The organism is Aequorivita sublithincola DSM 14238, assembly GCF_000265385.1.
Taxonomy (GTDB): domain Bacteria; phylum Bacteroidota; class Bacteroidia; order Flavobacteriales; family Flavobacteriaceae; genus Aequorivita; species Aequorivita sublithincola.
Map to the genome: position 1 here is coordinate 582,144 of NC_018013.1, position 24,432 is coordinate 606,575.

A 24,432-nucleotide genomic window follows, 5' to 3' on the forward strand; every position below is an offset into this window, starting at 1 on the left:
AAATGGTCAATTTTATTTTGAATCATTTCACCTAAAATAATATGAAGAATATCTTTAAGTCAAAGGGCCAGCTCGTACTTCTGGAATTTTATATGAAGTAATATCTATTAAAAACGAAACCTTACGATAGTTTTTGAACGCAACATTTTCTGAAAATAATTTTAATTTGAAATCAATTTTTGTAGAACTAAGAGATAAAATCGGCTTTAAATAATTGTCCTTCGCAGATTTTACCACAACTGGCAAGCCCTGCAAGCCAATATTAGAACCATAATCCTTTTGGATTTTAATTACATCTAATTTATAGGTGTAGGAATCTTTACTAAAAGGAATTTTTGAAGAATCTTCCTTGTCATTAAAAGCCGTATCGCCAAGTTGAAGATTGTCTTGTTTATGAAACAGATTCTTTATTATCGAAACATCAATCGTGCTGTAATAGGTAACTTTTAGCTTTCCATCTTGCAGTTCAGATACTCGAACATCAGCAACCCCAATAGCTTTTAACTGATTTGTAATTTCAGCAACGGCGAGCTGAGCCTCGTCTGTACTTACAGAACTAGCATCAAATTGAACAACAATCTCCTGATTAGGAAGCGTTGATTGCTCCAAACTTACTCCAAAAAAAGCAAGGGCTATTAGTAATATAGGTAAATACCATTTCCAGTTCACGCGCCAAATATAGAGAAATAAGTTTAAAAAAAGACTTAGGACTTTAATACATAAGACTTAGACAAAACAATTTATAACAACCCACATAAATTTTATGAAAGAAATTCAATCGTATATTTTCATTTTGAATAACCTCAGCGCTTTAGTTAGTGGAAAAATCCGTTAGTTTTCAACTCAAAGTAAAGGCGGCCTATACTACTATTATAAAAAGTAAGCAACTAGATAAATTTTCAAAATTTGTTAACTTTTACTGTTAATAAATATTTATACCGCTGAACAACAATATATTAACAATCAATTCTTGACAACTTTCATTTTTAAGATTTGAATCGACCTGACTATTTCGCTATATTTACCTACTTTAAAATTTAGATTCCAAAACAATAAAATAGCCCAAAATATGTCTGTAAAAACCATCGTTCCCTCTGCACAAACCTACACTCAGGATGAAGCTTTTGAAGCTTCTGTAGCATATTTTAAAGGCGATGATCTTGCTGCCCGTGTTTGGGTAAATAAGTATGCGCTGAAAGATTCTGAAGGCAATATTTACGAGAAAACACCAGACCAAATGCACCGACGAATTGCAAAAGAAATTGCACGTGTGGAACAGCGTTATGCAAACCCAATGACGGAGGACGAGGTTTTTGAAGTCATTAAAGATTTTAAATACATCGTGCCCCAAGGCAGCCCGATGGCGGGAATCGGCAATCCGTACCAAATTGCTTCACTTTCCAATTGCTTCGTAATTGGCAACGAAGGTGATTCCGATTCTTATGGAGGAATTATGAAAATAGATCAAGAACAGGTTCAATTAATGAAACGTCGCGGCGGCGTGGGTCACGATCTTTCACACATTCGTCCAAAGGGTTCCCCAGTTAAAAATTCGGCTTTAACCTCAACTGGCATAGTTCCTTTTATGGAGCGTTATTCAAACTCTACTCGTGAAGTGGCGCAGGACGGCCGTCGAGGAGCTTTGATGCTTTCAGTTTCGATTAACCACCCAGATTCTGAAGATTTTATCGATGCCAAAATGGAACAAGGCAAAGTTACTGGCGCAAACGTTTCGGTGCGTATGGATGATGCTTTTATGCAAGCCGTAAAAGACGGAAAAAACTATACTCAGAAATACCCGATTTTTAGTGAAAACCCAAAAAATACCAAGGAAATTGAAGCTGAAAAACTTTGGAAAAAAATAGTTCACAACGCTTGGAAATCTGCCGAGCCTGGAATTCTTTTTTGGGATACTATTATTAAGGAGTCGGTTCCAGATTGTTACGCAGACCTGGGTTACAAAACGGTTTCTACCAATCCGTGTGGTGAAATTCCGCTTTGCCCTTACGATTCCTGTCGTTTGTTGGCGATAAATTTATTCTCTTATGTTGAAGAACCTTTCACTAAAAAAGCTGCTTTCAATTTTAAACTTTTCAAAAAACACATTGCTATCGCCCAACGAATTATGGACGATATCATCGATCTTGAACTTGAAAAAGTTGATGGTATCCTTGCCAAAATAGACGCCGATCCGCAAGCTGATGAAATAAAAGCTGTGGAAAGAAATCTTTGGAAAAATATTCAAACAAAAGCCGAAGAAGGCCGAAGAACTGGAATAGGAATCACCGCTGAAGGTGATATGCTTGCAGCTTTGGGTATTAAATACGGCAGCAAAGAAGGAACTGATTTTTCAGTTGAAATTCACAAAATGCTTGCTATTGAAGCCTATCGCGCTTCCGTTTATGCAGCAAAGGAAAGAGGTCCTTTCAAAATTTTTGATAGCGAAAGGGAGAAAAACAATCCATTTATTCTTCGTCTAAAAGATGCAGATGAAAAGCTGTATTATGATATGCTAGAATTTGGCCGAAGAAATATTGCGTTGCTAACCATTGCCCCAACGGGAACTACCAGCTTGATGACACAAACTTCCTCTGGAATTGAGCCAGTATTTATGCCTGTTTACAAGCGAAGAAGAAAAGTAAACCCGAACGACCAAAACGTTCGCATTGATTTTGTGGATGAAGTTGGTGATAGCTGGGAAGAATACGTGGTTTTCCACCACCGTTTCAAACAATGGATGGAAGTAAACGGCTTCGACACAGACAAAAATTACAGTCAAGAAGAATTGAATAAAATTGTGAAGAAATCGCCTTATCATAAAGCAACTTCAAACGATGTGGATTGGTTGAGCAAAGTGCGAATGCAGGGTGCAGTGCAAAAATGGGTGGATCATTCTATTTCCGTAACGATCAATTTACCCAAGGATGCTACCGAAGATTTGGTTGGTAAACTATATTTGGAAGCTTGGCAAGCAGGTTGTAAAGGTGTTACCGTTTATCGCGATGGCTCGCGTTCTGGCGTTTTAATTTCGAATGAAGAAAAGGAAGAAGATCAAGAAACTACCCTTACAGCTTTTCCTACAAAACGTCCAGAAATTTTGGAAGCAGACGTAGTTCGTTTTCAAAATAGCAAAGACAAATGGATTGCTTTCATCGGTCTTATTGATGGTAAACCTTATGAAATATTCACAGGTTTTGCCGATGACGAAGATGGAATTTTGATTCCACGTTGGGTAAATGAAGGCTTAATAATTAAAAACCGAAATGACGACGGAACTTCACGTTACGATTTTCAGTATAAAAACAAAAGAGGCTACAAAACCACTATTGAAGGGCTTTCGCACAAATTCAACCCAGAATTTTGGAACTACGCAAAATTGATTTCCAGCACCCTTCGCCACGGAATGCCTATTGAAAAAGCTGTGGAATTGATCAACAGTCTTCAATTAGACACCGAAAGCATCAATACTTGGAAAAACGGCGTTGCTCGTGCTTTGAAACGTTACGTTGCAGATGGAACTGAAGCTAGAAAACAGAAATGTGAAAACTGTAATAGTACGTCGCTAATTTACCAAGAAGGTTGCTTGACTTGCAAGGATTGTGGGTCTTCTAAGTGCGGGTAATTAGATGTGAAAGGTGAGACGTAAGCACGCTTTGCTTTGAGATTTTCATAAAGAAGACCTTTCAGATTTTGAAAACCTGAAAGTTCTAATTAATTTAAAATGAGTTTTTACTGTTAAATTGAATTTATGAAAAACAGATTTCTAATAATGTTTTTATTACTTAGCCTTGGAAGCTTTTCGCAGGAATTGACTTGCTTAGACTTTAAGAATGGTACATTTTATGTGCCTGCTGATAATGAAATACCAATTGATTTCAAAATTATTAGAGAAGGGAATAAACAAATCGAAATTGTTCAAGATCCAGAAAATAAATTAGGTGAAGATTTTGACAAAACTTCATAGGAAGTAATTGAATGGATAGATGATTGCACTTACAGGTTGAAATATGACGAAACAAAGAAAAATCTTTCTGAATTTCATCAATTTGTAAACGACAATAATGGTATATTGACTGAACTGATTAAGATTGAAGGAAAATGTTTCTATTACAAATCAACCTTAAGTTTTAATGGTGAGATACAAAGAATTGATGGCAGAATATGCATTGAGTAAAATTAATTTTGAGATAAGAATAGAGAAATAAAAAAAGCCAGCAGACGCTGGCTTTTTTTATTTAATATAAATCTTTATTAAAGCTCTAACAAATCATTAGTCTTACGAACCCCTTCAGCACTTTCTTTCATGTGTGCTTTTTCGGCATCGTTTAATTCTAGTTCAACGATTTTTTCGATACCGTTTCTTCCTAAAATAACTGGAGCACCGATACAAATATCTTTCAAACCGTATTCGCCATCAAGCATTACGGAGCAAGGAAACATTTTCTTTTGGTCGCAAGCAATTGCCTGTACCAGTCCAGAAACTGCTGCTCCTGGAGCATACCAAGCTGAAGTTCCTAATAATTTAGTAAGTGTAGCTCCACCAACTTTGGTGTCTTCCATTACTTGATCCATTCTTTCTTCAGAAATAAATTTACTTACAGGAACACTATTTCTTGTTGCCAAACGTGTTAATGGTACCATTCCAGTATCACTGTGACCGCCAATTACCATTCCGTCCACATCGCTAATTGGTGCGCCCAAAGCTTCTGCCAAACGATATTTGAAACGAGCGCTATCTAAAGCTCCACCCATTCCAATGATTTTACTTTTATCTAAACCTGATGTTTTATGAACCAAATAGGCCATTGTATCCATCGGGTTGCTCACTACGATTATAATAGTTTTAGGAGAATGTTTTACAAGGTTTGAAGAAACATCCTTCACGATTCCAGCGTTTATACCGATCAATTCTTCACGTGTCATTCCTGGTTTACGTGGAATTCCGCTTGTGATTACGCAAATATCGCTACCTGCTGTTTTAGAATAATCGTTTGTAACACCGTTTATTTTAGTGTCGAAACCGTTTAATGAAGCTGTTTGCATTAAATCCATAGCCTTACCTTCAGCAAAACCTTCTTTAATGTCTAACAAAACTACTTCGCTTGCAAAATTTTTGATGGCAATGTACTCAGCACAACTTGCGCCAACAGCACCTGCTCCTACAACTGTTACTTTCATGTTTTTATGTTTATTGTTTGTGATTTATTGTTATTCCGAAGAAAATCGGAGTGATTTTTTTCAGGATTCCAGAACGATTCTGAAACGCAGTGCAAAAGTACCAATATCTACTTAAAATAATGATAATAAAGGGTTAAAAACTAAAAAGCCCATTTCAGAATATCTCAGAAATGGGCTTTTCAAAATTATTGACATTGTTTACACATCAATATTCGCATAAATAGCATTCTTCTCGATAAATTCACGTCTTGGTGGTACCTCATCGCCCATTAACATTGAGAAAATTCTATCTGCTTCGGTTCCGTTATCTATGGTTACTTGGCGTAATGTACGGAATTCTGGATTCATTGTAGTGACCCAAAGTTGTTCGGCGTTCATTTCACCTAAACCTTTGTAGCGCTGTATTCCAGCACTTCCACCAAACTCCTCATTCAATCTATCACGCTCTTTATCGCTCCACGCATATTCTTTTTTAGCGCCTTTTTTCACCAAGTAAAGTGGTGGCGTGGCAATATATATATGCCCTCCTTCAACTAATTCGCGCATATAACGGAAAAAGAAAGTTAAAATTAACGTGGCAATGTGGCTACCATCCACATCCGCATCACACATAATCACTACTTTGTGGTAGCGCAGTTTTGTAAGATTTAAGGCTTTACTATCTTCTTCAGTTCCAATGGTTACACCTAAAGCAGTATAAATATTTCGAATTTCTTCGTTTTCAAAAACTTTGTGATGCATTGCTTTTTCAACATTCAGGATTTTACCTCTTAAAGGAAGAATAGCTTGAAAATTACGATCGCGACCTTGTTTTGCTGTTCCACCTGCCGAATCTCCCTCCACTAGGAATACTTCACATTTTTCGGGATCTTGCTCAGAACAATCTGAAAGTTTTCCTGGTAACCCGCCACCGCTCATCACGGTTTTACGTTGCACCATTTCACGAGCCTTACGGGCTGCGTGACGTGCTTGTGCAGCAAGAATTACTTTTTGAACAATGGTTTTCGCATCATTTGGATGTTCTTCCAAATAATTTTCGAGCATTTCGGAAACCGCTTGACTTACAGCAGCCATTACCTCTCTGTTACCCAATTTTGTTTTAGTCTGACCTTCAAACTGAGGCTCTTGTACTTTTACCGAAATAATAGCGGTCAATCCTTCACGGAAATCATCTCCGGCAATTTCAAACTTAAGCTTGTCTAGCATTCCTGAAGCATCCGCATATTTTTTCAACGTACGCGTTAATCCAGCACGAAAACCTGCGAGGTGGGTTCCACCTTCGTGGGTGTTGATATTATTTACATAGGAATGCAGATTTTCGTTGAATGATGTATTATAAACCATCGCAACTTCAACAGGAATGTCGTTCTTTTCGCCTTCCATTGAAATTACTTGAGCAATAATCGGCTCTCGGTTTCCATCTAAAAAGCGGATAAACTCTTTTAAACCTTCTTCACTGTGAAATTTTTCTGTTACGACTTCGCCTTTTTCATCTTTGTGACGCTTATCGGTTACATAAATAGTTAAACCTCTATTCAAAAATGAAAGCTCGCGCATTCTACTTGCTAGCGTATCGTAGTTATACTCTAGTGTTTGCTGAAATATATCCGCATCTGGTTTAAAAGTCACAATAGTTCCGCGGTAATCTGTTTCACCAATTGGTTTTACAGGATATAAGGCTTTACCGCGTTCGTATTCTTGTTGCCAAATTTTGCCATCACGATGAACAGTAGCAGTTAAATGTCCTGAAAGTGCATTCACTACAGAAACACCAACCCCGTGCAAACCACCGGAAACTTTATAGGAATCTTTATCAAATTTTCCACCAGCTCCAATTTTAGTCATTACAACTTGCAATGCAGAAACGCCTTCTTTTTTGTGAAGGTCTACAGGAATACCACGACCGTTATCCTTTACGGTTACGGAGTTATCTTCATTTATCCACATTTCAATAGTGTCGCAATAGCCACCCATTGCTTCATCTATTGAGTTATCTACTACCTCATAAACCAAATGATGTAAACCACGTGGGCCAACATCACCAATGTACATGGATGGGCGCATGCGCACATGTTCCATTCCCTCTAACGCTTGTATCTGGTCGGCGCCGTAGCTGCCTTTTTTCTGTTCTTCGCTCATATAATTATTTGAATGATTTTCAGTTTTTTTCGTAACGAACAAATATAACCAAATCCCCAATAAAATTAAGGGTTTACGCAACTTATAAGCCGTAAGTTATCAACAAATTTATGTGGAAAAACCAAGCTTTTAGAGCAGTTTGAAAATGATTTGGATTTTGGCGTAATAGTTGCGCACTATTTTCGACTTAATAATCGTTTTACGGTATTATTTCTATCGAATTATTTAATTTTGATTAAACTTTTCGTTGAAATAGTTGTCCTATCTTTAGGATTTTATACAAATTTTTAAAAAATATCTATTATGAAAAAAGCACTCCTCATTTTCTTTATTGTTTCTATCGGAATTTCACTCCAAAACCTACAAGCACAGAGTTTTCCTGAAATGGATGCCTCTCCAATGGATCTTGTAATGGCACGCCCCGACAAGAAAAGCCCTCCTTTTGCAAGAGTTATTTACAGCAGACCCCAAAAAAAGGGACGTGTTATTTATGGAGATATTGTGCCTTACGGAAAAGTTTGGCGTACTGGTGCCAACGAAGCTACAGAACTTGATGTTTACGTACCAATGACAGTGGGAAACACAACATTGAAGCCAGGAACATATACGCTTTACACCATTCCAGAAGAAGATAACTGGACAGTTATCATAAACAGTGACACTAACGTTTGGGGAGCTTATAGCTATAAAAAGGAAAAAGATGTTTTGCGTATTACTGTTCCTGTTAAAGATGCAGCAGCGCCAATTGAGTCCCTTTCAATGATCTTTAGAACAGATGACAAAGGAACGGTTTTGATGATTGGTTGGGATAATGAATATGTAGAAATTCCCTTTAAAAAAGTCTAACGACTTTTTTAAAGGGAATTTCAAAAAACAAATTTCAAACACCAAATTCCAAAGTCACCTGATTGGAATTTGGTGTTTTTTATTTGGAATTTAATTTTATGGGATATTCAAATATTTATGCGTCTGCAACGAAACTTTCCATTGCGGATTTTGCATAACGTAATCCACAATCAAAGGAACCATTTTATCGCGTTTGCTCCATTCGGGCTGTAGATATAGAATGCAGTTTTCATTAATCTTTGCCGCTTGTTCTTCCGCAAAACGAAAATCATCTTTATTAAAAATGATTACTTTCAATTCATTTGCTGCTTTATAAACTTCTTTAGTAGGCAGCTTCATCTTTTTGGGTGAAAGACAAACCCAGTCCCAAGTTCCAGTAAGTTTGTATGCTCCAGAAGTTTCAATATGTATCTGCATTCCTTGGCTTTTCAGCATTTCTGTTAGCGGATCCATATTCCAAGTAAGTGGTTCGCCACCTGTAATAACGATGGTTTTTGAATATTTTGCTGCATTTTCAACAATACTTTCTATTGCAGTTGGAGGATGCAGGTCTGCATTCCAACTTTCTTTTACATCGCACCAATGGCAGCCCACATCGCAACCGCCCACTCTTATAAAATATGCCGCCGTTCCTTTATGGAATCCCTCTCCTTGAATGGTGTAGAATTCTTCCATCAACGGAAGCATGACTCCTGCATTTACTAAATCTTGAACTTCTTTTTTCATTGGTGCAAAAGTACTTTAATTGCTGAAGAAAATTCCAAATTACAAGCTCCAAATTCCAAATAAAAAACAAATTTCGAACCACAATCAAATCTAATTTTGAATTTCAAATATTGAATTATGTTATTTATTTGGAATTTGGGATTTAAGTTTTGGTGCTTATATTTATTACATTTGAACAAAATTTAAAAAGATGGCAGACAAGCAGGCTTTTTTCGATTACATAAACAACGGCTATACTACTAAAGGCGACTTCCTAAATCTTGGTGCGGCAATGCTGGATGGCGAAACCGTGAAAGATGCTTATGTAAAAATTCCGTTGAAAACCTTAAACCGCCACGGACTTATAGCTGGCGCAACTGGAACAGGAAAAACAAAAACGCTTCAAATTATTGCTGAAAACCTTTCAGAAAAAGGAATCCCAGTGCTATTGATGGACGTAAAAGGCGACCTTAGCGGAATTGCAGAACCTGGAACCAACAATGCTAAAATTGAGGAACGCCACGCCTCCATTGGTTTTCCGTATGAAGCTAAAAAATTTCCCGCCGAAATACTTTCGCTTTCAGACCAAGAAGGTGTTCGTCTTCGTGCAACAGTGAGTGAGTTTGGACCGGTTTTGCTTGCAAGAATTTTAGATTTGAGCGATGTGCAATCGGGAATCGTTTCCGTAATTTTTAAATATTGTGATGACAACAAAATGCCATTGCTAGATTTAAAGGATTTCAAAAAAATATTGCAATACTCCACAGATGAAGGGAAAAAAGAGTTTGATGATGCTTATGGCCGCATTTCATCTTCTTCAACCGGAGCAATTCTTCGTAAAGTAGTAGAATTAGAACAACAAGGTGCCGATTTATTTTTTGGAGAAAAATCGTTTGACCCACAAGATCTACTTCGTATAAACGAAAACGGAATGGGTTATATCAACATTCTCCGATTGACAGATATTCAAGATCGTCCGAAGCTTTTTTCAACTTTTATGCTTAGTCTTTTGGCGGAAATCTATGCTACTTTTCCAGAACAAGGCGATAGCGGAAGACCGGAATTAGTGATTTTTGTTGACGAAGCACATTTAATTTTCAACGAAGCCAGCAGTGCACTTCTAAACCAAATTGAAAGTATTGTAAAATTGATACGTTCAAAAGGTGTTGGACTATACTTTGTAACCCAAAACCCAACGGATGTGCCAGACGCTGTTTTGAGCCAACTGGGTTTAAAAATTCAACACGCGCTTCGTGCATTTACTGCTAAAGACAGAAAGGCTATAAAATTAACTGCTGAAAATTATCCGCTATCAGATTACTATAAAACTGACGAAGTTTTAACTGCTTTAGGAATCGGGGAAGCTTTAGTAAGCGTTTTGAACGAAAAAGGTATTCCAACGCCCTTGGCGAGAACGATGCTACGCGCTCCAATGAGCCGAATGGACGTTTTAACGAATGATGAACTGAAAGGTTTATTGAAAACTTCTAAATTAATTCCGAAGTATAACGAAGTAACAGATCGTGAAAGCGCCTACGAAATGTTGAACGAAAAGATTGAAATTGCCAATAAAGAAGAAGTAAAAGAAAAAGCGGAGAAAGAAAAGGAAGCTGCAAGAAAAACTACTTCAAGCAGAAGTTCATCTAGTCGTAGAAGCACTTCAAATCCTTGGCTTAAAACACTTTCAAGTCCAACTGTAATTCGAAGCGTTCTTGGAATTTTGGGGAAGATGATGAAGTAGTCAGTAGTCAGTAGTCAGTAGTCAGTAGTCAGTAGTCAGTAGTCAGTAGTCAGTAGTCAGTAGTCAGTAGTCAGTAGTCAAAAAAACTAAACTTTTAAACCATTAAACATATCAACTTTTAAACAAAAAAATGAAAAAGACACTTTTAATAATAACGATAGTTTCACTTGCTTTTGTACAATGCGGAAAGGATAGTGATCCTTTTATGATTAAAAACGGATCCATCGGTAACTTGACCAACCAAATAAAAATAAAGCAGATTGATTCCATCTTTGCGACGGATTCAATTGTAAAAATAAACTCTTCACCTAATGCTTTGGAAACTCAAGGCGAAGTAGAAATTTATGAAAAAGGCGGAAAACAACTCCTTCTTCTTTCACCTGATGATGAAAACGATCCAAATTCAACAGTGAAAAACATTCAAGTTTTTGATTCGCGTTATAAAACCGAAAAAGGATTGAATTCTGCAAGTACTTGGAAAGATGTTAAAGCGAATTATACTATTGCCAACATTGAAACCACGATTAATGCAGTTGTAGTTTTTCTAAAGGAAACCGATGTCTATTTAACCATCGACAAAAAAAGTCTTCCTGAAGAACTTCGTTACAACATGGATTTAAAAGTTGAAGCTAGCCAGATTCCTGATGAAGCCACTTTTAAATATTTTATGATTGGTTGGGAATCTGCTGAAAAGTAATCAAGATTACTTTCTTAAAGACAATAACAATTTTCTACCTGCAAAGATTTTGTTAACATTTGTTGCCAAGTGAATGCTTTCCTTTAATTTTAATCCAATTAACCATCAAAAACAATTGAATTATGATAAAGATATTAGGATTTATTTTGACCATTGCGGGAGGTATTGCCTTAGTTATGGGAATACTTGGCGCATTTGGAAGCATGAATGTCGGAATGAGCCCTTGGGCATTGATAATATTAGGCATTGTATTTTTCTTTGCCGGCATTGGTCTTCTTAAAAACAGAAAAGATACAGACCAAACGTAAATAATGAATTTTAAAACCCTTTGCTTTTCAAAGGGTTTTATTTTTATAACCGACTAATATGCCAAATCCAAAAATCAAAAACGAAGCACAGTATGATGCACTGCGTGACAAAGGATACAGCCAAGAGAAATCTGCTCGTATCGCGAACACTCCAGACGCAGGAAAAAAAGGCGGAAAAGCTAAACCGTATGAAGATTGGACGAAAGAAGAGCTCTATTCCCAAGCAAAAAATGTTGGTATAAATGGTCGTTCGAAAATGAATAAAGAAGAATTAATAAACGCTTTACGAAATAACTAAATGAGCAATCACCTAAGACCATTCCATCTTGCAATTCCCGTGGACAATTTGGAAGAATGTAGAAAATTTTATAGCGATACACTAGAACTTTCCGAGGGACGCAGCAGCGATCATTGGGTAGATTTTGACTTTTTTGGGCATCAGCTTGTTATTCATTTAAAGGAAAAAATTGCTAAAGACACCCAAAGCAGTAACCCAGTTGATGGAAAAGACGTACCAATTCCACATTTTGGGGTTGTTCTAGATATGAAAACCTTTAAGATTTTTTCTGAAAAATTAATTCAAAAAAACATTACTTTCATCATTGCCCCATACATCCGTTTTGAAGGACAAGTGGGAGAACAAGCCACGATGTTTTTTAAAGACCCAGCTGGAAATGCACTGGAATTCAAGGCTTTCAACGATTTAACACAACTTTTCTCCAAATGATCAAAGAAATACCGCCTCAAATAATTAGACAAATATTTGTCATCTTGCTTATTTTATTAATTGGAAGCCTAATTTTTAGGGAAATGCTTCCTTATCTCACAGGAGTTCTGGGTGCTGTTACAATTTATGTATTGATGCGTAAATGGATGGCTAATTTAGTTAATAAAAGAAAATGGAATCCATCTCTAGCCGCTACATTCCTGATGCTGGCTTCCTTCTTCATAATTGTTATTCCTATTGCTGGTATTATTTTAATGCTTACTAATAAAATTGGAACCGCCGTAGAAAATTCAGGTGAAGTGGTGCATGCAGTAAAGGAGCAGTTAAGCAATATGGAAGACAAAGTGGGTTACGATCTTAGTTCGCAAATTGACCCATCTGCTATTGGCAGCTGGCTAACCGAGAACCTTCAAGGTTTGGTTGGCGGCACTTTTAATGCTTTCATCGCAATTGGTTTAATGTATTTCATGCTTTACTATATGTTTACAAATCGGAAGGATTTGAGAGATTCATTTAGAGATTACATTCCAATGAATCGTGAAAACCTTAAAGAAGTGGGTGTTGAAGTTCAAAAAATGGTTCGCTCCAACGCATTGGGAATCCCAATGGTAGGTCTCGCTCAAGGAATAATCGCACTTATTGGCTTTTTGATTTTTGGAACAGAAGATCCATTTTTCTGGTTTGTTATCGTAACAATATCTAGTATGATTCCTTTCGTGGGTACATTATTGGGTATTTTGCCCGTATTTATACTAACGCTATCATCTGGAGATACCTTCCAGGCTTGGGGAATTTTGATATATGGCTTTGTAGTTGTGGGTTCTACTGACAATATTATTCGTCTTTATGTTCTTAAAAAATTGGACGATGTTCATCCGCTTGTTACACTTATAGGTGTTATAGTGGGAGTTCCACTTTTTGGATTTATTGGTTTAATCTTCGGACCTTTATTAATCAGCCTTTTTATGGTTATTGTAAAAATATATCGAAAAGAATACGGCAAAGAGAATGCTGTTACTGGAGAAGAAAAACTATAGCTTCATTATATCTTAAAATTTTATTTATTCTTTTCTGAAATATTTATAACATAATTTTATAAGTATTCACTTTTCTGTTTCTTACTTTTAAATAAAAACTAAAATTATGCTTTTCGGAAAAAAGAAAGATAAAAAACCTTCAAAAATCGCCTTGATGGACGATAAAATAAACGAAGATTACGTTGAAGAAAAAGTAACAAAAATAAAAGACCAAGATGTTGAAATAGTAATGGCAAATGAAGAAGCTATTTCAGAAAAACTGAGCAATGCCAGTCCGTTACGAAAATATGCCGAGCTAGGAAAAATTATGTTCGCAATGCTTAAAGATGTAAAAAAAGGAAGTTATAAAACCGTGCCGTGGTTTACAATCGCTTCTATTGCCGTAGCACTTTTATATGTTTTAAACCCTTTTGATTTGGTTCCAGACTTTATTCCAGGAGTTGGGTATATTGATGATTTGGCCGTACTATCAATAAGTATGGGTTGGATAGAAACCGATCTTCATAAATATTTAGATTGGCGTCTCACTGAAACTGAAAAAAGTTAAACTTTCCGCTGTTCTCGAGCTAAAAGGGTGTTCTTAAGAAGCATTGCAATAGTCATTGGACCAACGCCTCCAGGAACAGGTGTTATATATGAAGCTTTTTTACTGACGTTTTCAAAGTCAACGTCGCCCGTAATTACATAACCTTTTGGATGGTTTGCATCTTCAACTCTTGTAATTCCAACGTCAATTATTACAACGTCATCTTTAACCATTTCAGCTTTCAAAAAGTTGGGAACTCCCAATGCCGAAATAATAATATCTGCCTGCGTAGTTATTTGCGCGATATTTTTAGTGTTGCTGTGCGTAAGTGTGACCGTACTATTTCCTGGCCAACCTTTACGGCTCATCAAAATACTCATTGGACGGCCAACAATATGACTTCTACCTATAACAACAGTATGTTTCCCTTTTGTATCAACATCATAACGCTGAAGTAATTCAAGAATTCCGAAAGGCGTAGCAGGAATAAACGTACTCATATCCAAAGCCATTTTTCCGAAGTTTTCTGGGTGAAAACCATCAACATCTTTCGAAGGATCTACAGTAAGCAATACCTTTTGAGTATCAATTTGCGGAGGTAATGGGAGCTGCACTATGAAACCGTCAATGTTGTCGTCTTCGTTAAGTTCTTTAATTTTCTTCAACAACTCTAGTTCGCTCGTGGTTTCGGGCATTTTTACTAATGTAGATTCAAAACCAACGCGCTCGCAAGCTCGCACTTTACTTCCAACGTAGGTGAGACTGGCACCGTCATTTCCCACTATAATCGCGGCAAGATGCGGTACTTTTTCACCAGCTGCTTTCATCTTATCGACTTCGGCTGCGATTTCGTTTTTAATATCGTTACTTACTTTCTTTCCGTCTAGAATTGTCATATTTTTAGTTTTCAGTAGTCAGTGGTCAGTGGTCAGTGGTCAGTGGTCAGTGGTCAGTGGTCAGTGGTCAGTGGTCAGTTAAAATAAATTCTATTCTGGTTTAACACCAAATTTTTGTGGATTTAAAATCATAAAATTGATCAATTTTTCTACTTCGTCAGTTGCATTTATTAATTCTTTATAGTTTTCATCATTTAATTATTTGCATCTCCAAGCATACTCCAACCACACTTCTTTCTCGGAATTCTCTGCGTCGCTATCGGAAAGCTTACTTGCATAATGTTTTGGATAAATTCTCTTTCTATAAGATTCTGCTATATTAGCTGAAACACTTCGCGAAGCTCTTCTTATTTGATCTGTTAATGAATATATTTCTTCTTTCGGAAATGTTTTTGATATTTCAAAAATATTCATCGCAGCATCAACAGATTTTTAATAAGCTAACAAATCTTGAAATTTCATATATAAAACAATTATAAATTATTCTATTTGAATAGCGCACGATAAATCGTTAGCCTACTGAACACTGAATACTGGTCACTAAACACTAAATTTTATCGCATCTTCCCCATTGCCTGCATCATCTTCTTTCCGCCGCCACCTTGCATCATCTTCATCATTTTGCTCATTTGGTCGAACTGTTTTAAAAGTTGATTTACTTGCTGAACACTTGTTCCACTACCAGAAGCGATTCGTTTTTTTCGACTTCCGTCAATTACTGCTGGTTGGGCTCTTTCCGTTGGAGTCATTGAGTGAATTATGGCTTCAATTCCTTTGAAGGCATCGTCATCAATATCTACATCTTTCAAGGCTTTTCCTGCTCCGGGAATCATTCCCACCAAGTCTTTCATGCTTCCCATTTTCTTAACCTGTTGAATTTGGCTAAGGAAATCATCAAAACCGAATTGATTTTTAGCAATTTTCTTCTGAATCTTTCTGGCTTCCTCTTCGTCAAACTGCTCCTGCGCTCTTTCAACAAGTGAAACAACATCACCCATTCCCAAAATACGGTCTGCCATACGGGCAGGATGGAACACATCAATTGCATCCATCTTTTCACCAGTACCGATAAATTTGATTGGTTTATCTACAACACTTTTAATAGAGATTGCTGCTCCACCACGAGTATCACCATCTAATTTGGTAAGTACAACTCCGTCAAAATTTAGCTTTTCGTTGAATGCTTTTGCAGTATTCACAGCATCTTGACCAGTCATTGCATCAACCACAAAAAGTGTTTCTTGTGGGTTGATGGCTTTGTGTACGTCTGCAATTTCAGCCATCATCGCTTCATCAATTGCAAGACGACCTGCGGTATCCACAATCACAACATTAAAGCCATTTTGTTTGGCGTGTGCAATAGCGTTCTGTGCAATCGCTACTGGGTTTTTATTTTCAGGTTCGCTGTAAACCTCAACGCCTATTTGGTCTCCAACAACGTGTAATTGGTTGATAGCAGCGGGACGGTAGATATCACAAGCAACTAAAAGTGGCTTTTTAGATTTTTTTGTTTTAAGGTAATTGGCAAGTTTTCCAGAGAAAGTAGTTTTACCACTACCTTGCAAACCAGACATTAAAATAACCGATGGCGTGCCGCTTAAATTAATACCAGCGGTTTCGCCGCCCATTAATTCGGTAAGTTCATCTTTTACCAATTTCACCATCAATTGGCCAGGTTGAAGCGAAGTCAATACGTTTTGACCTAATGCTTTTTCCTTTACGCTATTGGTAAATTCCTTGGCGGTTTTGAAGTTAACATCGGCATCCAAAAGGGCGCGACGCACTTCTTTTAATGTTTCGGCTACGTTTACTTCGGTGATGCTGCCATGACCTTTCAGTACGTGCAGCGCTTTGTCCAGCTTATCGCTTAAATTATCGAACATATTCTTGCTTTCTTTTAAGTATTAACCCCTTCGCCTAGGCTTCGGAGTTCGAGGGTGCAAAGATAAAAAAAACTAAGGAGTAATCGGTTTCTATTATTGGTCTTCCGTCCTTAAAAAAACTTCAACTTTCACAAATTTTTCTTAAATCAGATTTTGGAAGGTTTCTACAGCAAATAAAATTATAATGGTTTTGGTATATTGCCAACTCGAAAGATTTATATGATAAAAGAAAAATTACTCTCCCCTTTTCAAAAATTCGTCAACCTTCAAAGTTCCAGTGGAATTTTGCTACTGGCAACAACAATCATTGCTTTAGTATGGGCCAATTCAGCGCTTTCAGAAAGTTATGAATCTTTTTGGAATTATGAAATTGGTTTCGTTACAGATAGTTTTGAACTCGTAAAACCACTTATTTTATGGGTAAATGATGGATTGATGGCTATTTTCTTTTTCTTAATCGGTCTCGAAATAAAAAGAGAGTTTTTAATTGGCGAACTAAATTCTACAAAAAAAATTATGTTTCCGCTCTTTGGAGCGATTGGAGGTATCGCAATTCCGGTTCTTTTATATGTTGTTCTGAATCAAAATCCCGAAACGCTGAAAGGTTGGGGAATTCCGATGGCAACAGATATTGCCTTTTCGCTTGCCATCCTAAATGTATTGGGGAATAGAGTGCCTTTAAGTTTAAAGATTTTTCTAACTGCGTTTGCTATTGTAGATGATTTGGGTGCCGTTCTCGTAATTGCAATTTTTTATAGCGGTAGCTTGAATTTTGTATTATTAGGAGCTGCTTTGGTTCTTTTGGCTATTATCTATTTCTTGAGTTACAAAGGTTTGTATTTCGAATTTTTAACAATCATTGTCGGTTTTGTAGTTTGGCTATTATTTTTGAAAGCGGGATTACACCCTACCTTGGCAGGAATCCTAATGGCATTTGCAATTCCTGTTAGGCAAAAAATACACACTCATGAATTTACGAACCAACTAGAAAGTATTGTAGGTAATATAAAAGAAAGCACCATTCTTCAAAAACCAATGCTTTCTTCTGAACAACTAGAATTAATAGACGATTTGGAGGATTGGTCTGACAAATATCGTTCGCCCTTGCAACATTTGGAGCATAAATTACACAATTGGGTAGCCTATTTGGTAATTCCCGTTTTTGCGCTTGCCAATGCTGGGGTTGCAATTACCAGCACTGGTTTGGAAACCGCCTTGATTGTAAATATTGTTATCTGTTTAATACTAGGTAAAAGCATCGGAATTTCAGGGATAATCTTTTTGGCGCGGAAATTAAAGCTCATTGAAGTTCCTGGAGACATTACCAACAAGCAGATTATAGGTGTTTCATTTTTGGCGGGAATTGGTTTTACTATGGCCATTTTTATTGCCAGCCTTGCTTTTAATAGCAGTCCAGAATACATAGATTCTGCAAAGATTGGGATTCTAATTGGTTCCTTTATTTCGGCTATTATAGGGTTTACAATCTTAAGATTTAAGACTGTAAAAGGAGGGTTTGATCATTCTAAAAAATAAATTTTCAAAAGGAAAGTTTTTAAAACTGCTTTTTAAAATTTCATCAAAACCTAGGCTAGTAAATTGTTCGTCCGAATTTAATCCTTCGTAAACATTTTTACTTCTTGATAATTTAATCTGGCGCGCGATAAATCGAGCGCCTACCAAATTATTTGTTGTTTTCCATCACATAGTTCAAAACCTTCGTCATTAAATGTACGCGATCCTTGCCGCGAACGTTGTGTTCGTGCATTGGGTAGATGAAAAAATCCATTTGCTTTTCATTTTCTACAAAAGATTTTATTAATGACAAATCGTGCTGCATAACTACCACAGGATCTATCGAGCCGTGGATTGTTAAAAGTTTTCCTGTTAGATTTTGTGTTTTGTTTAGAAGACTTGAAGCTTCATAGCCTGCTGGGTTTTGTTCTGGTGTGTCCATATAGCGTTCGCCGTACATTATTTCATAATATTTCCAGTCCGTGACTGGTCCGCCAGCAACACCAGTTGTAAAAACACCTGGATTGCGCAACATCATTGAAACCGTCATAAAACCACCAAAACTCCAACCGTGGATTGCCAAACGATCTGCATCCACATACGGAAGCGATTTTAAATAATCTGCACCAACCAATTGATCTTTTAATTCTTCAGTACCCACTTGTCTGTGAATAACGCTTTCAAAAGCGAAACCTCGGTTTGCGGAACCTCTTCCATCTAAAGTGAAAACAAGATAACCTTGTTCCGCCATCCATTTCATCCAAAGTGACTCACCATCGTTCCAAGAGTTTGTAATTAATTGAGCGTGCGGACCGCCATAAACATAAACCAAAACAGGATATTTCTTTTTGGGGTCGAAATTGGAAGGTTTTATAAGACGTGTGTAAAGATCAAAGCCATCGTGAGACTTTAGTTTTCCAATTTCCGTAGTTCCAATTTTATAATCAGCCATTGGGTTTTCAGCTTTTATAAAAGTTTGAACGGTTTTGCCTTTGTTGTCCAATATCTGTGCAACGCCGGGTGTTTCGTGGTTTGAATATTGGTCAAAAATATATTTTCCATTGGAAGAAATACTGGCATTGTGCGTTCCGCTAGTTTCGGTTAAACAAGTTTGTTTTCCGTTAGAAATATTCACCGCATATAATTTTGTATCTAAAGGAGAATCTCCTGTTCCTGTGAAATAAATTTCCGTTCCTTTTGGGTTGTTGCCTACTATTTCTTCAGCAACCCATTTATTATTTGTCAATTGCTTCACAATTCCTTTTGAAGTATTGCACAAATAAAAATTCATAAATCCATCTTTTTCACTCATCCAAATAAAGTCTTCTGAAGAATCTGAATAAAAATAGGCAGGATGTTCTGGCTCGGCCCATTTGTCGTTTTTTTCTTCAAGAATTGTGCGAACCAATTTTCCTGTTGAAGCATCAAAAAGCTGCAGTTTTATGTGGTTTTGGTCGCGGTTTAATTCTGCGATAACAACATTCTTTTCATCTGGAGTCCAAGAAAGATTGGTCAAATAGTCATCTGCATTTCCAGTGGGAGAAATAAAAACAGTTTTTTGGGTTGCTAAATTATAGATTCCCACTTTTGGACGCTCGCTTTTCTGCCCCGCCATTGGGTATTTTATGGAATTCAATTCACCTGGAGTAGGATTGATGTTTAAAAGCGGATAATCTGCAACATCGGTTTCATCTTTTTGATAAAAGGCAAGCAAGTTTCCTTTTGGTGACCAAAAAATACCGTTGGTTATTCCAAATTCACTTCGCGCAATGGCTTGACCAGAAACGATGTTCTTATCAGTATTATTAGTAACAGCGACAGTCATACCATCCGTTTTTTGAATGTAAAGATTGTTATCAATGGTATAAGCTACGTTTCCAGTTTCATTTTGAAGTGTACTATTTTCTGCGGAATCGTTTAATTTTAAAACTAATTCACCCTTTTTCAAAATGTAATTATATAGAAAATAGGAATTGTTATCAACCAGATAAAAAGCCTCGCTATTTTTCCAAACCATTCCAGAAAACCGCTTTAAATCAGAATTTAAAGTTTGGTTTACTTCGGAAATTGAAAGTGTTTCTAACTGCTTCTTACTTTCAGCAGAACCTTTTTTCAGTATTGAACCTTTTTCAAGATAGGTGTAAGAATCTGTTTCAGGAATCCATTGAAAACCTTGTATGCGTTCGGGATAAAATTTTCCGTATTGCTCTAATACGGCATCCTTTAAGGTTAGTTCTTTTTGTTGCGCGGTAACATTTACAAAGAATAAAAGGGAGAAAAGCGCTGCGAAATAATTTTTCATTGAAGTAATTTTTAGAATTGAAAATACAAAATTTTCAAAATGAAGTTTAGGTTATATTGAAACGGAAAAGTTATTTACAAAGCTACATTTAGCATTGAAAAACAACTTTTTATTTACAGGGAACTAAGATAAAAAACCTTTAGTATCTTTAAAACCCAAGTTTGAATTATTTAAGAAACCACCAAGAAACATTATATTTCCTATGCTCACACTATTAAGAACCGCTTCCAACAACGAAGATTTCAAAACCCTCGTAAAACAATTGGACGCAGATCTTGCCATTCGCGATGCTGACGATCATCCGTTTTACGACCAATTCAATAAAATTGACACTATAAAATATGTCGTGGTTGCTTTTGACGAAAACGATTTGCCCGTTGGCTGCGGCGCCATCAAACAATTTGAACCAAAAGTGATGGAAGTGAAACGAATGTTTGATCCCATACAAGAACGCGGAAAAGGAATTGCAGGTCAAATTTTGAGAGAATTGGAAACTTGGGCAACGGAACTTAGCAACACAAAATGTATTCTGGAAACAGGCATTAAACAACCAGAGGCCATTTCGCTTTATAAAAAAAGTGGTTATAGATTCACGGAAAACTATGGGCAATATGCTGGCGTAGAAAAGAGTGTTTGTTTTGGAAAATTACTCAATAAGAATAATTAGATGAAGATAAAATCCAACGCTGCATCTGCCGAACTCACATCTCCTTTTTATAAAATAAACCAAGATTTTTGTAGCGAGTTTGAAAACTATATCGCTAGTAAAAACGGCAAAGTGAAAGGTAATTACAACGTTTGGTCCTATTTTATTCAAGGGAAAATAATGGCTCCAAAACCGTGGAATTTAATGTATAAGAAAGCCACCTATACTTCCACCGGAAACTTAATCCTTTCTTCAAAAAAACAAAATCTTCTCACTTTGGCAGAATGGTCAACCCCGATGGCGGGCTCTTTCAATTCTGAATTTTCTATCCACAAAAAGGAAGGTTTCGGGCTTATAAAAAAGCTATTTAATAATTCTAATTCCTTTCGTGGACTAAAAGAATATGTTATCAATGATCTTGATAAAAGCGAAGCACTTATAGAAAAACTTTACCAAGCGCTAGAGCCTCTTTTTAAGTCGGGTGAAATATATTCAATTATATTGGAAAAAGACATTCTAACTATTTCACTTCGAAGTGAAAAACATCATTTTGATATTTTTGAAGAATTATTCGAATTTTAGAGATACCTTTTCATACCTATTTCAGAAAAATAAATGAAAAAGAAAAAATCCAACGACTCAATACAACTAAAAGATGCCATCGCCATAGGAATCGGCGGAATGGTTGGCGGCGGGATTTTTGCAGTTTTGGGTTTGGCTGTTTCACTTGCAAAAGGTGGTACGCCGCTGGCGTTTCTTTTTGCGGGAATTATCGCCCTTTTTACGGCTTATAGTTATTCAAAACTTTCGCTTTCCTTTCCTGACAAAGGTGGAACGGTTCGCTTTGTGAATGAAGGCTTTGGCAAAGGTATTTTTAGTGGTGGCATTAACAACGTACTTTGGATAAGCTATATTATCATGCTCTCTTTGTACGCCACCGCATTTGGCTCCTATGCGCCAAACCTGATTTCGATAACGGGTTCCAAATCGGTTGATACACATATTTTTGTGAGCGGCGTTATTCTGATAGCTACGCTAATTAATTATTACAGTCTTAAAATTGTTGGCAAAATTGAAAGCATCGCTGTATTTATAAAGCTTTTTATACTAATTGCATTCGCAGGTTTAGGAATTTATGGACTTTTCGGAAATCCGAATGTTTCACAGCTCAATCCTTCAAACTGGGAAAACCCTTTTCTTCTGCTTACAGGCGGAATGGTAATTTTTGTTGCCTATGAAGGATTCGAACTGATTGCCAACGCGGTTCCAAATTTGAAAAACCCAAAGAAAAATGTTCCTAGAGCCTATTTCATTTCCGTGGGTTTTGTGGTCTTGCTTTACATTGTTATTGCAATGGTTACGGTGGGTTCACTTGGGTTTGATAAAATTGCGACAGCCAAGGATTATGTTTTGGCCGCCGCCGCTAAACCTATGATTGGCCAATTAGGATTTACTATTATGACCATTGCTGCTCTTATCTCAACATTTTCTGCCATCAATGCTACCGTTTACGGCGGAAGTCGTGTGAGCTACGAACTTGCTGAAGATGATGAACTGCCACATTCCTTTACAGACCAATTCTGGAACAAACCAATCGGACTCGTAATTACGGTAATTCTAACTTTATTAACAGCAAATCTTCTGAACCTAGAAAGCATCTCAACCTCGGGCAGCGCTGGGTTTTTATTAATTTTTGCAGTTGTAAACTATGTGGCCTATAAAAAAGCCAAGACTATAAATGCGTATAAAACCATAACACTTATAGGTGCTATTTTATGTGCTCTTGCTTTTATAGTTTTAATAGTGCAACAGTCTGGCAATAATCTTTTGGGCGTAGCTATTTCTTTGGGGATTATTTTAATCTGCTTTGTAATAGAATGGATTTTCAAAACATATACTTCAAAATCCAATAAATAAAAAAAACTTCAAAACTTCTTTTCAATTTAATTCTTTCATCGTAATATTGCAATATACAATTCAATCTAAAAATGGGAATCACAAAAACAGAAATATTTACCGAACAGCAAAACGAAATTGCAACCTTAGCAAAAGCCTTTGGTCATCCTGCTCGCGTTGCAATACTGCAACATCTTTTTAAAATAAACGCTTGTATTTGTGGTGATTTGGTGGAAGAAATTGGCTTGGCACAACCCACAATTTCACAACATTTAAAGGAGCTGAAAAATCTCGGATTGATTAAAGGAAGTATTGAAGGCACTAGTATTTGCTATTGTATAAACGCAGAAAACTGGACAAATATGAAAGCAGTAATGCTGCAGTTTTTAGACCAAGATATTTCAAAAGAAAAATGTTGCTAAGAAGATTTAACTGAAAATTCATTCTAAAAAATTATAAAAATGAAAAACGAACAAGAATTAAAAGACATCGTAAAAGATCGTTATGCCAAAATTGCGGAGCAAGGTAAAGCGGAAAACGCAGCTTCTTGCTGTGGTGCTACAACACCTTCAAACAAAGTCTATAATATTATGATGGACGACTATTCCGAAACTGGCGGTTATGTGGAAGATGCAGATTTGGGATTAGGCTGCGGACTTCCAACGCACTTCGCAAAAATTGAAAAAGGTGATACCGTAATTGACTTAGGTTCTGGAGCAGGAAACGATTGCTTCGTTGCAAGACACGAAACGGGTGCAGAAGGAAAAGTAATCGGAATTGATTTTACTCCGATTATGGTTCAAAAAGCACGAACTAACGCAGAAAAACTAGGTTACAATAACGTAGAGTTTAGGGAAGGAGATATTGACGCAATGCCCGTTAGTGATAATGTTGCAGACGTAATTGTTAGCAATTGCGTTTTAAACCTTGTGCCGAACAAACTGAAAGTTATAGGCGAAATCTACAGAACTTTAAAACCTGGAGGCCACTTCAGTATTTCAGATATTGTTTTGGTTGGCAATCTTCCGGATGCTTTAAAAGAAGACGCTGAAATGTATGCAGGTTGTGTTGCTGGTGCAATTCAGAAAGACGAATACCTTCAGTTTATAAAAGATGCTGGTTTCAACAATATTCAAATTCAAAAAGAAAAATCTATTGTCATTCCAGATGATATTCTTGAAAAATATCTTTCTTCAGAAGAAGTGAAAACCTTCAACAATGCCGGAACAGGGATTTTCAGTATTACGGTTTATGCAGAAAAAGCTGGAACAAAGCAGGAAAAGCCAAAGATGAAAATGGCTGATTTACAAGATGACTCCTCTTGTTGCGAACCAACTTCAGGTTGTTGTTAAAAAATTGAATTTTAAAATGGTATATACATCCTTAAAAT

General features: G+C 36.6%; 24 protein-coding genes. 16 read left to right on the forward strand and 8 right to left on the reverse strand.

All coding sequences use genetic code 11. The features are described from left to right. Positions 1-54: 54 nt before the first annotated feature. Positions 55-669, reverse strand: coding sequence for a hypothetical protein (locus tag AEQSU_RS02835; protein WP_014781349.1), 615 nt, complete (start codon positions 667-669; stop codon positions 55-57). Positions 670-1,069: 400 nt separating this feature from the next. On the opposite strand from AEQSU_RS02835, the gene AEQSU_RS02840 reads away from it, so the two are divergent. Both AEQSU_RS02840 and AEQSU_RS02845 read left to right on the forward strand, forming a co-directional pair. After that, positions 1,070-3,622: an adenosylcobalamin-dependent ribonucleoside-diphosphate reductase gene (locus tag AEQSU_RS02840; protein WP_014781350.1), complete on the forward strand. Its 2,553-nt coding sequence runs from the start codon at positions 1,070-1,072 to the stop codon at positions 3,620-3,622. A 126-nt stretch (positions 3,623-3,748) separates the two neighbouring features. Next, positions 3,749-3,964: a hypothetical protein gene (locus AEQSU_RS02845; RefSeq protein ID WP_014781351.1), complete on the forward strand. Its 216-nt coding sequence runs from the start codon at positions 3,749-3,751 to the stop codon at positions 3,962-3,964. A gap of 287 nt (positions 3,965-4,251) precedes the next feature. On the opposite strand, the gene mdh is transcribed toward AEQSU_RS02845, so the two are convergent. Further along, a complete protein-coding gene (gene mdh / locus AEQSU_RS02850; RefSeq protein ID WP_014781352.1) occupies positions 4,252-5,178 on the reverse strand; it encodes a malate dehydrogenase in 927 nt (308 codons plus the stop codon). Positions 5,179-5,376: 198 nt separating this feature from the next. Then, positions 5,377-7,317, reverse strand: coding sequence for a DNA topoisomerase (ATP-hydrolyzing) subunit B (gene gyrB, locus AEQSU_RS02855; protein ID WP_014781353.1), 1,941 nt, complete (start codon positions 7,315-7,317; stop codon positions 5,377-5,379). 303 nt (positions 7,318-7,620) lie between these two features. On the opposite strand from gyrB, the gene AEQSU_RS02860 reads away from it, so the two are divergent. Then, entirely contained in the window at positions 7,621-8,163 is a 543-nt protein-coding gene (locus AEQSU_RS02860) for a DUF2911 domain-containing protein (protein ID WP_014781354.1), read from the forward strand. Between the two features lie 96 nt (positions 8,164-8,259). Here the strand turns inward: AEQSU_RS02860 and AEQSU_RS02865 are convergent, their stop codons facing one another. Then, positions 8,260-8,889, reverse strand: a complete 630-nt coding sequence (locus AEQSU_RS02865) for a 7-carboxy-7-deazaguanine synthase QueE (RefSeq protein WP_014781355.1) — start codon at positions 8,887-8,889, stop codon at positions 8,260-8,262. A gap of 190 nt (positions 8,890-9,079) precedes the next feature. On the opposite strand from AEQSU_RS02865, the gene AEQSU_RS02875 reads away from it, so the two are divergent. From AEQSU_RS02875 to AEQSU_RS02905, 7 genes are all read left to right on the forward strand, one after another. Then, positions 9,080-10,609 (forward strand): helicase HerA-like domain-containing protein, encoded by a 1,530-nt coding sequence (locus AEQSU_RS02875; protein WP_014781356.1) that lies wholly within the window; start codon positions 9,080-9,082, stop codon positions 10,607-10,609. A gap of 130 nt (positions 10,610-10,739) precedes the next feature. Further along, the gene (locus AEQSU_RS02880) at positions 10,740-11,306 is read left to right on the forward strand and encodes a hypothetical protein (protein WP_014781357.1); all 567 of its coding nucleotides are present in this window, start codon (positions 10,740-10,742) and stop codon (positions 11,304-11,306) included. Between the two features lie 122 nt (positions 11,307-11,428). Then, positions 11,429-11,614 carry a hypothetical protein gene (locus AEQSU_RS02885; protein WP_014781358.1) on the forward strand — a complete coding sequence of 62 codons (186 nt, stop codon included), beginning with the start codon at positions 11,429-11,431 and terminating at the stop codon, positions 11,612-11,614. Between the two features lie 58 nt (positions 11,615-11,672). Continuing rightward, positions 11,673-11,912: a DUF7218 family protein gene (locus AEQSU_RS02890; RefSeq protein WP_014781359.1), complete on the forward strand. Its 240-nt coding sequence runs from the start codon at positions 11,673-11,675 to the stop codon at positions 11,910-11,912. Then, positions 11,913-12,341: a VOC family protein gene (locus tag AEQSU_RS02895; RefSeq protein WP_014781360.1), complete on the forward strand. Its 429-nt coding sequence runs from the start codon at positions 11,913-11,915 to the stop codon at positions 12,339-12,341. Then, on the forward strand, positions 12,338-13,378 hold the full coding sequence (locus AEQSU_RS02900; RefSeq protein ID WP_014781361.1) for an AI-2E family transporter: 1,041 nt from the start codon (positions 12,338-12,340) through the stop codon (positions 13,376-13,378). The genes AEQSU_RS02895 and AEQSU_RS02900 overlap by 4 nt, the downstream gene beginning before the upstream one ends. A gap of 106 nt (positions 13,379-13,484) precedes the next feature. Then, positions 13,485-13,925 carry a YkvA family protein gene (locus tag AEQSU_RS02905; RefSeq protein WP_014781362.1) on the forward strand — a complete coding sequence of 147 codons (441 nt, stop codon included), beginning with the start codon at positions 13,485-13,487 and terminating at the stop codon, positions 13,923-13,925. On the opposite strand, the gene AEQSU_RS02910 is transcribed toward AEQSU_RS02905, so the two are convergent. The 3 genes from AEQSU_RS02910 to ffh all read right to left on the reverse strand — a co-directional run bounded on the left by AEQSU_RS02910 (position 13,922) and on the right by ffh (position 16,683). Further along, positions 13,922-14,800, reverse strand: coding sequence for a bifunctional 5,10-methylenetetrahydrofolate dehydrogenase/5,10-methenyltetrahydrofolate cyclohydrolase (locus tag AEQSU_RS02910; RefSeq protein WP_014781363.1), 879 nt, complete (start codon positions 14,798-14,800; stop codon positions 13,922-13,924). The genes AEQSU_RS02905 and AEQSU_RS02910 overlap by 4 nt on opposite strands. A gap of 198 nt (positions 14,801-14,998) precedes the next feature. Then, on the reverse strand, positions 14,999-15,214 hold the full coding sequence (locus AEQSU_RS02915) for a four helix bundle protein (RefSeq protein ID WP_425358412.1): 216 nt from the start codon (positions 15,212-15,214) through the stop codon (positions 14,999-15,001). 140 nt (positions 15,215-15,354) lie between these two features. Continuing rightward, positions 15,355-16,683: a signal recognition particle protein gene (ffh, locus tag AEQSU_RS02920; protein WP_014781364.1), complete on the reverse strand. Its 1,329-nt coding sequence runs from the start codon at positions 16,681-16,683 to the stop codon at positions 15,355-15,357. A gap of 219 nt (positions 16,684-16,902) precedes the next feature. Here ffh and nhaA point away from each other — a divergent pair, with 219 nt between their 5' ends. Then, positions 16,903-18,219, forward strand: coding sequence for a Na+/H+ antiporter NhaA (gene nhaA / locus AEQSU_RS02925; RefSeq protein ID WP_014781365.1), 1,317 nt, complete (start codon positions 16,903-16,905; stop codon positions 18,217-18,219). Between the two features lie 148 nt (positions 18,220-18,367). Here the strand turns inward: nhaA and AEQSU_RS02930 are convergent, their stop codons facing one another. Beyond that, positions 18,368-20,500 carry a S9 family peptidase gene (locus AEQSU_RS02930; protein WP_014781366.1) on the reverse strand — a complete coding sequence of 711 codons (2,133 nt, stop codon included), beginning with the start codon at positions 20,498-20,500 and terminating at the stop codon, positions 18,368-18,370. A gap of 202 nt (positions 20,501-20,702) precedes the next feature. Between AEQSU_RS02930 and AEQSU_RS02935 the strand changes: the two genes are divergently transcribed. From AEQSU_RS02935 to AEQSU_RS02955, 5 genes are all read left to right on the forward strand, one after another. Next, positions 20,703-21,167 carry a GNAT family N-acetyltransferase gene (locus AEQSU_RS02935; protein ID WP_014781367.1) on the forward strand — a complete coding sequence of 155 codons (465 nt, stop codon included), beginning with the start codon at positions 20,703-20,705 and terminating at the stop codon, positions 21,165-21,167. Next, on the forward strand, positions 21,168-21,728 hold the full coding sequence (locus AEQSU_RS02940) for a hypothetical protein (RefSeq protein WP_014781368.1): 561 nt from the start codon (positions 21,168-21,170) through the stop codon (positions 21,726-21,728). Between the two features lie 33 nt (positions 21,729-21,761). Continuing rightward, complete coding sequence (locus AEQSU_RS02945; protein WP_014781369.1) at positions 21,762-23,063, forward strand: APC family permease; 1,302 nt, start codon at positions 21,762-21,764, stop codon at positions 23,061-23,063. Between the two features lie 71 nt (positions 23,064-23,134). After that, the gene (locus tag AEQSU_RS02950) at positions 23,135-23,464 is read left to right on the forward strand and encodes an ArsR/SmtB family transcription factor (RefSeq protein WP_014781370.1); all 330 of its coding nucleotides are present in this window, start codon (positions 23,135-23,137) and stop codon (positions 23,462-23,464) included. 39 nt (positions 23,465-23,503) lie between these two features. Beyond that, positions 23,504-24,394, forward strand: coding sequence for an arsenite methyltransferase (locus tag AEQSU_RS02955; protein ID WP_014781371.1), 891 nt, complete (start codon positions 23,504-23,506; stop codon positions 24,392-24,394). Positions 24,395-24,432: the final 38 nt, after the last annotated feature.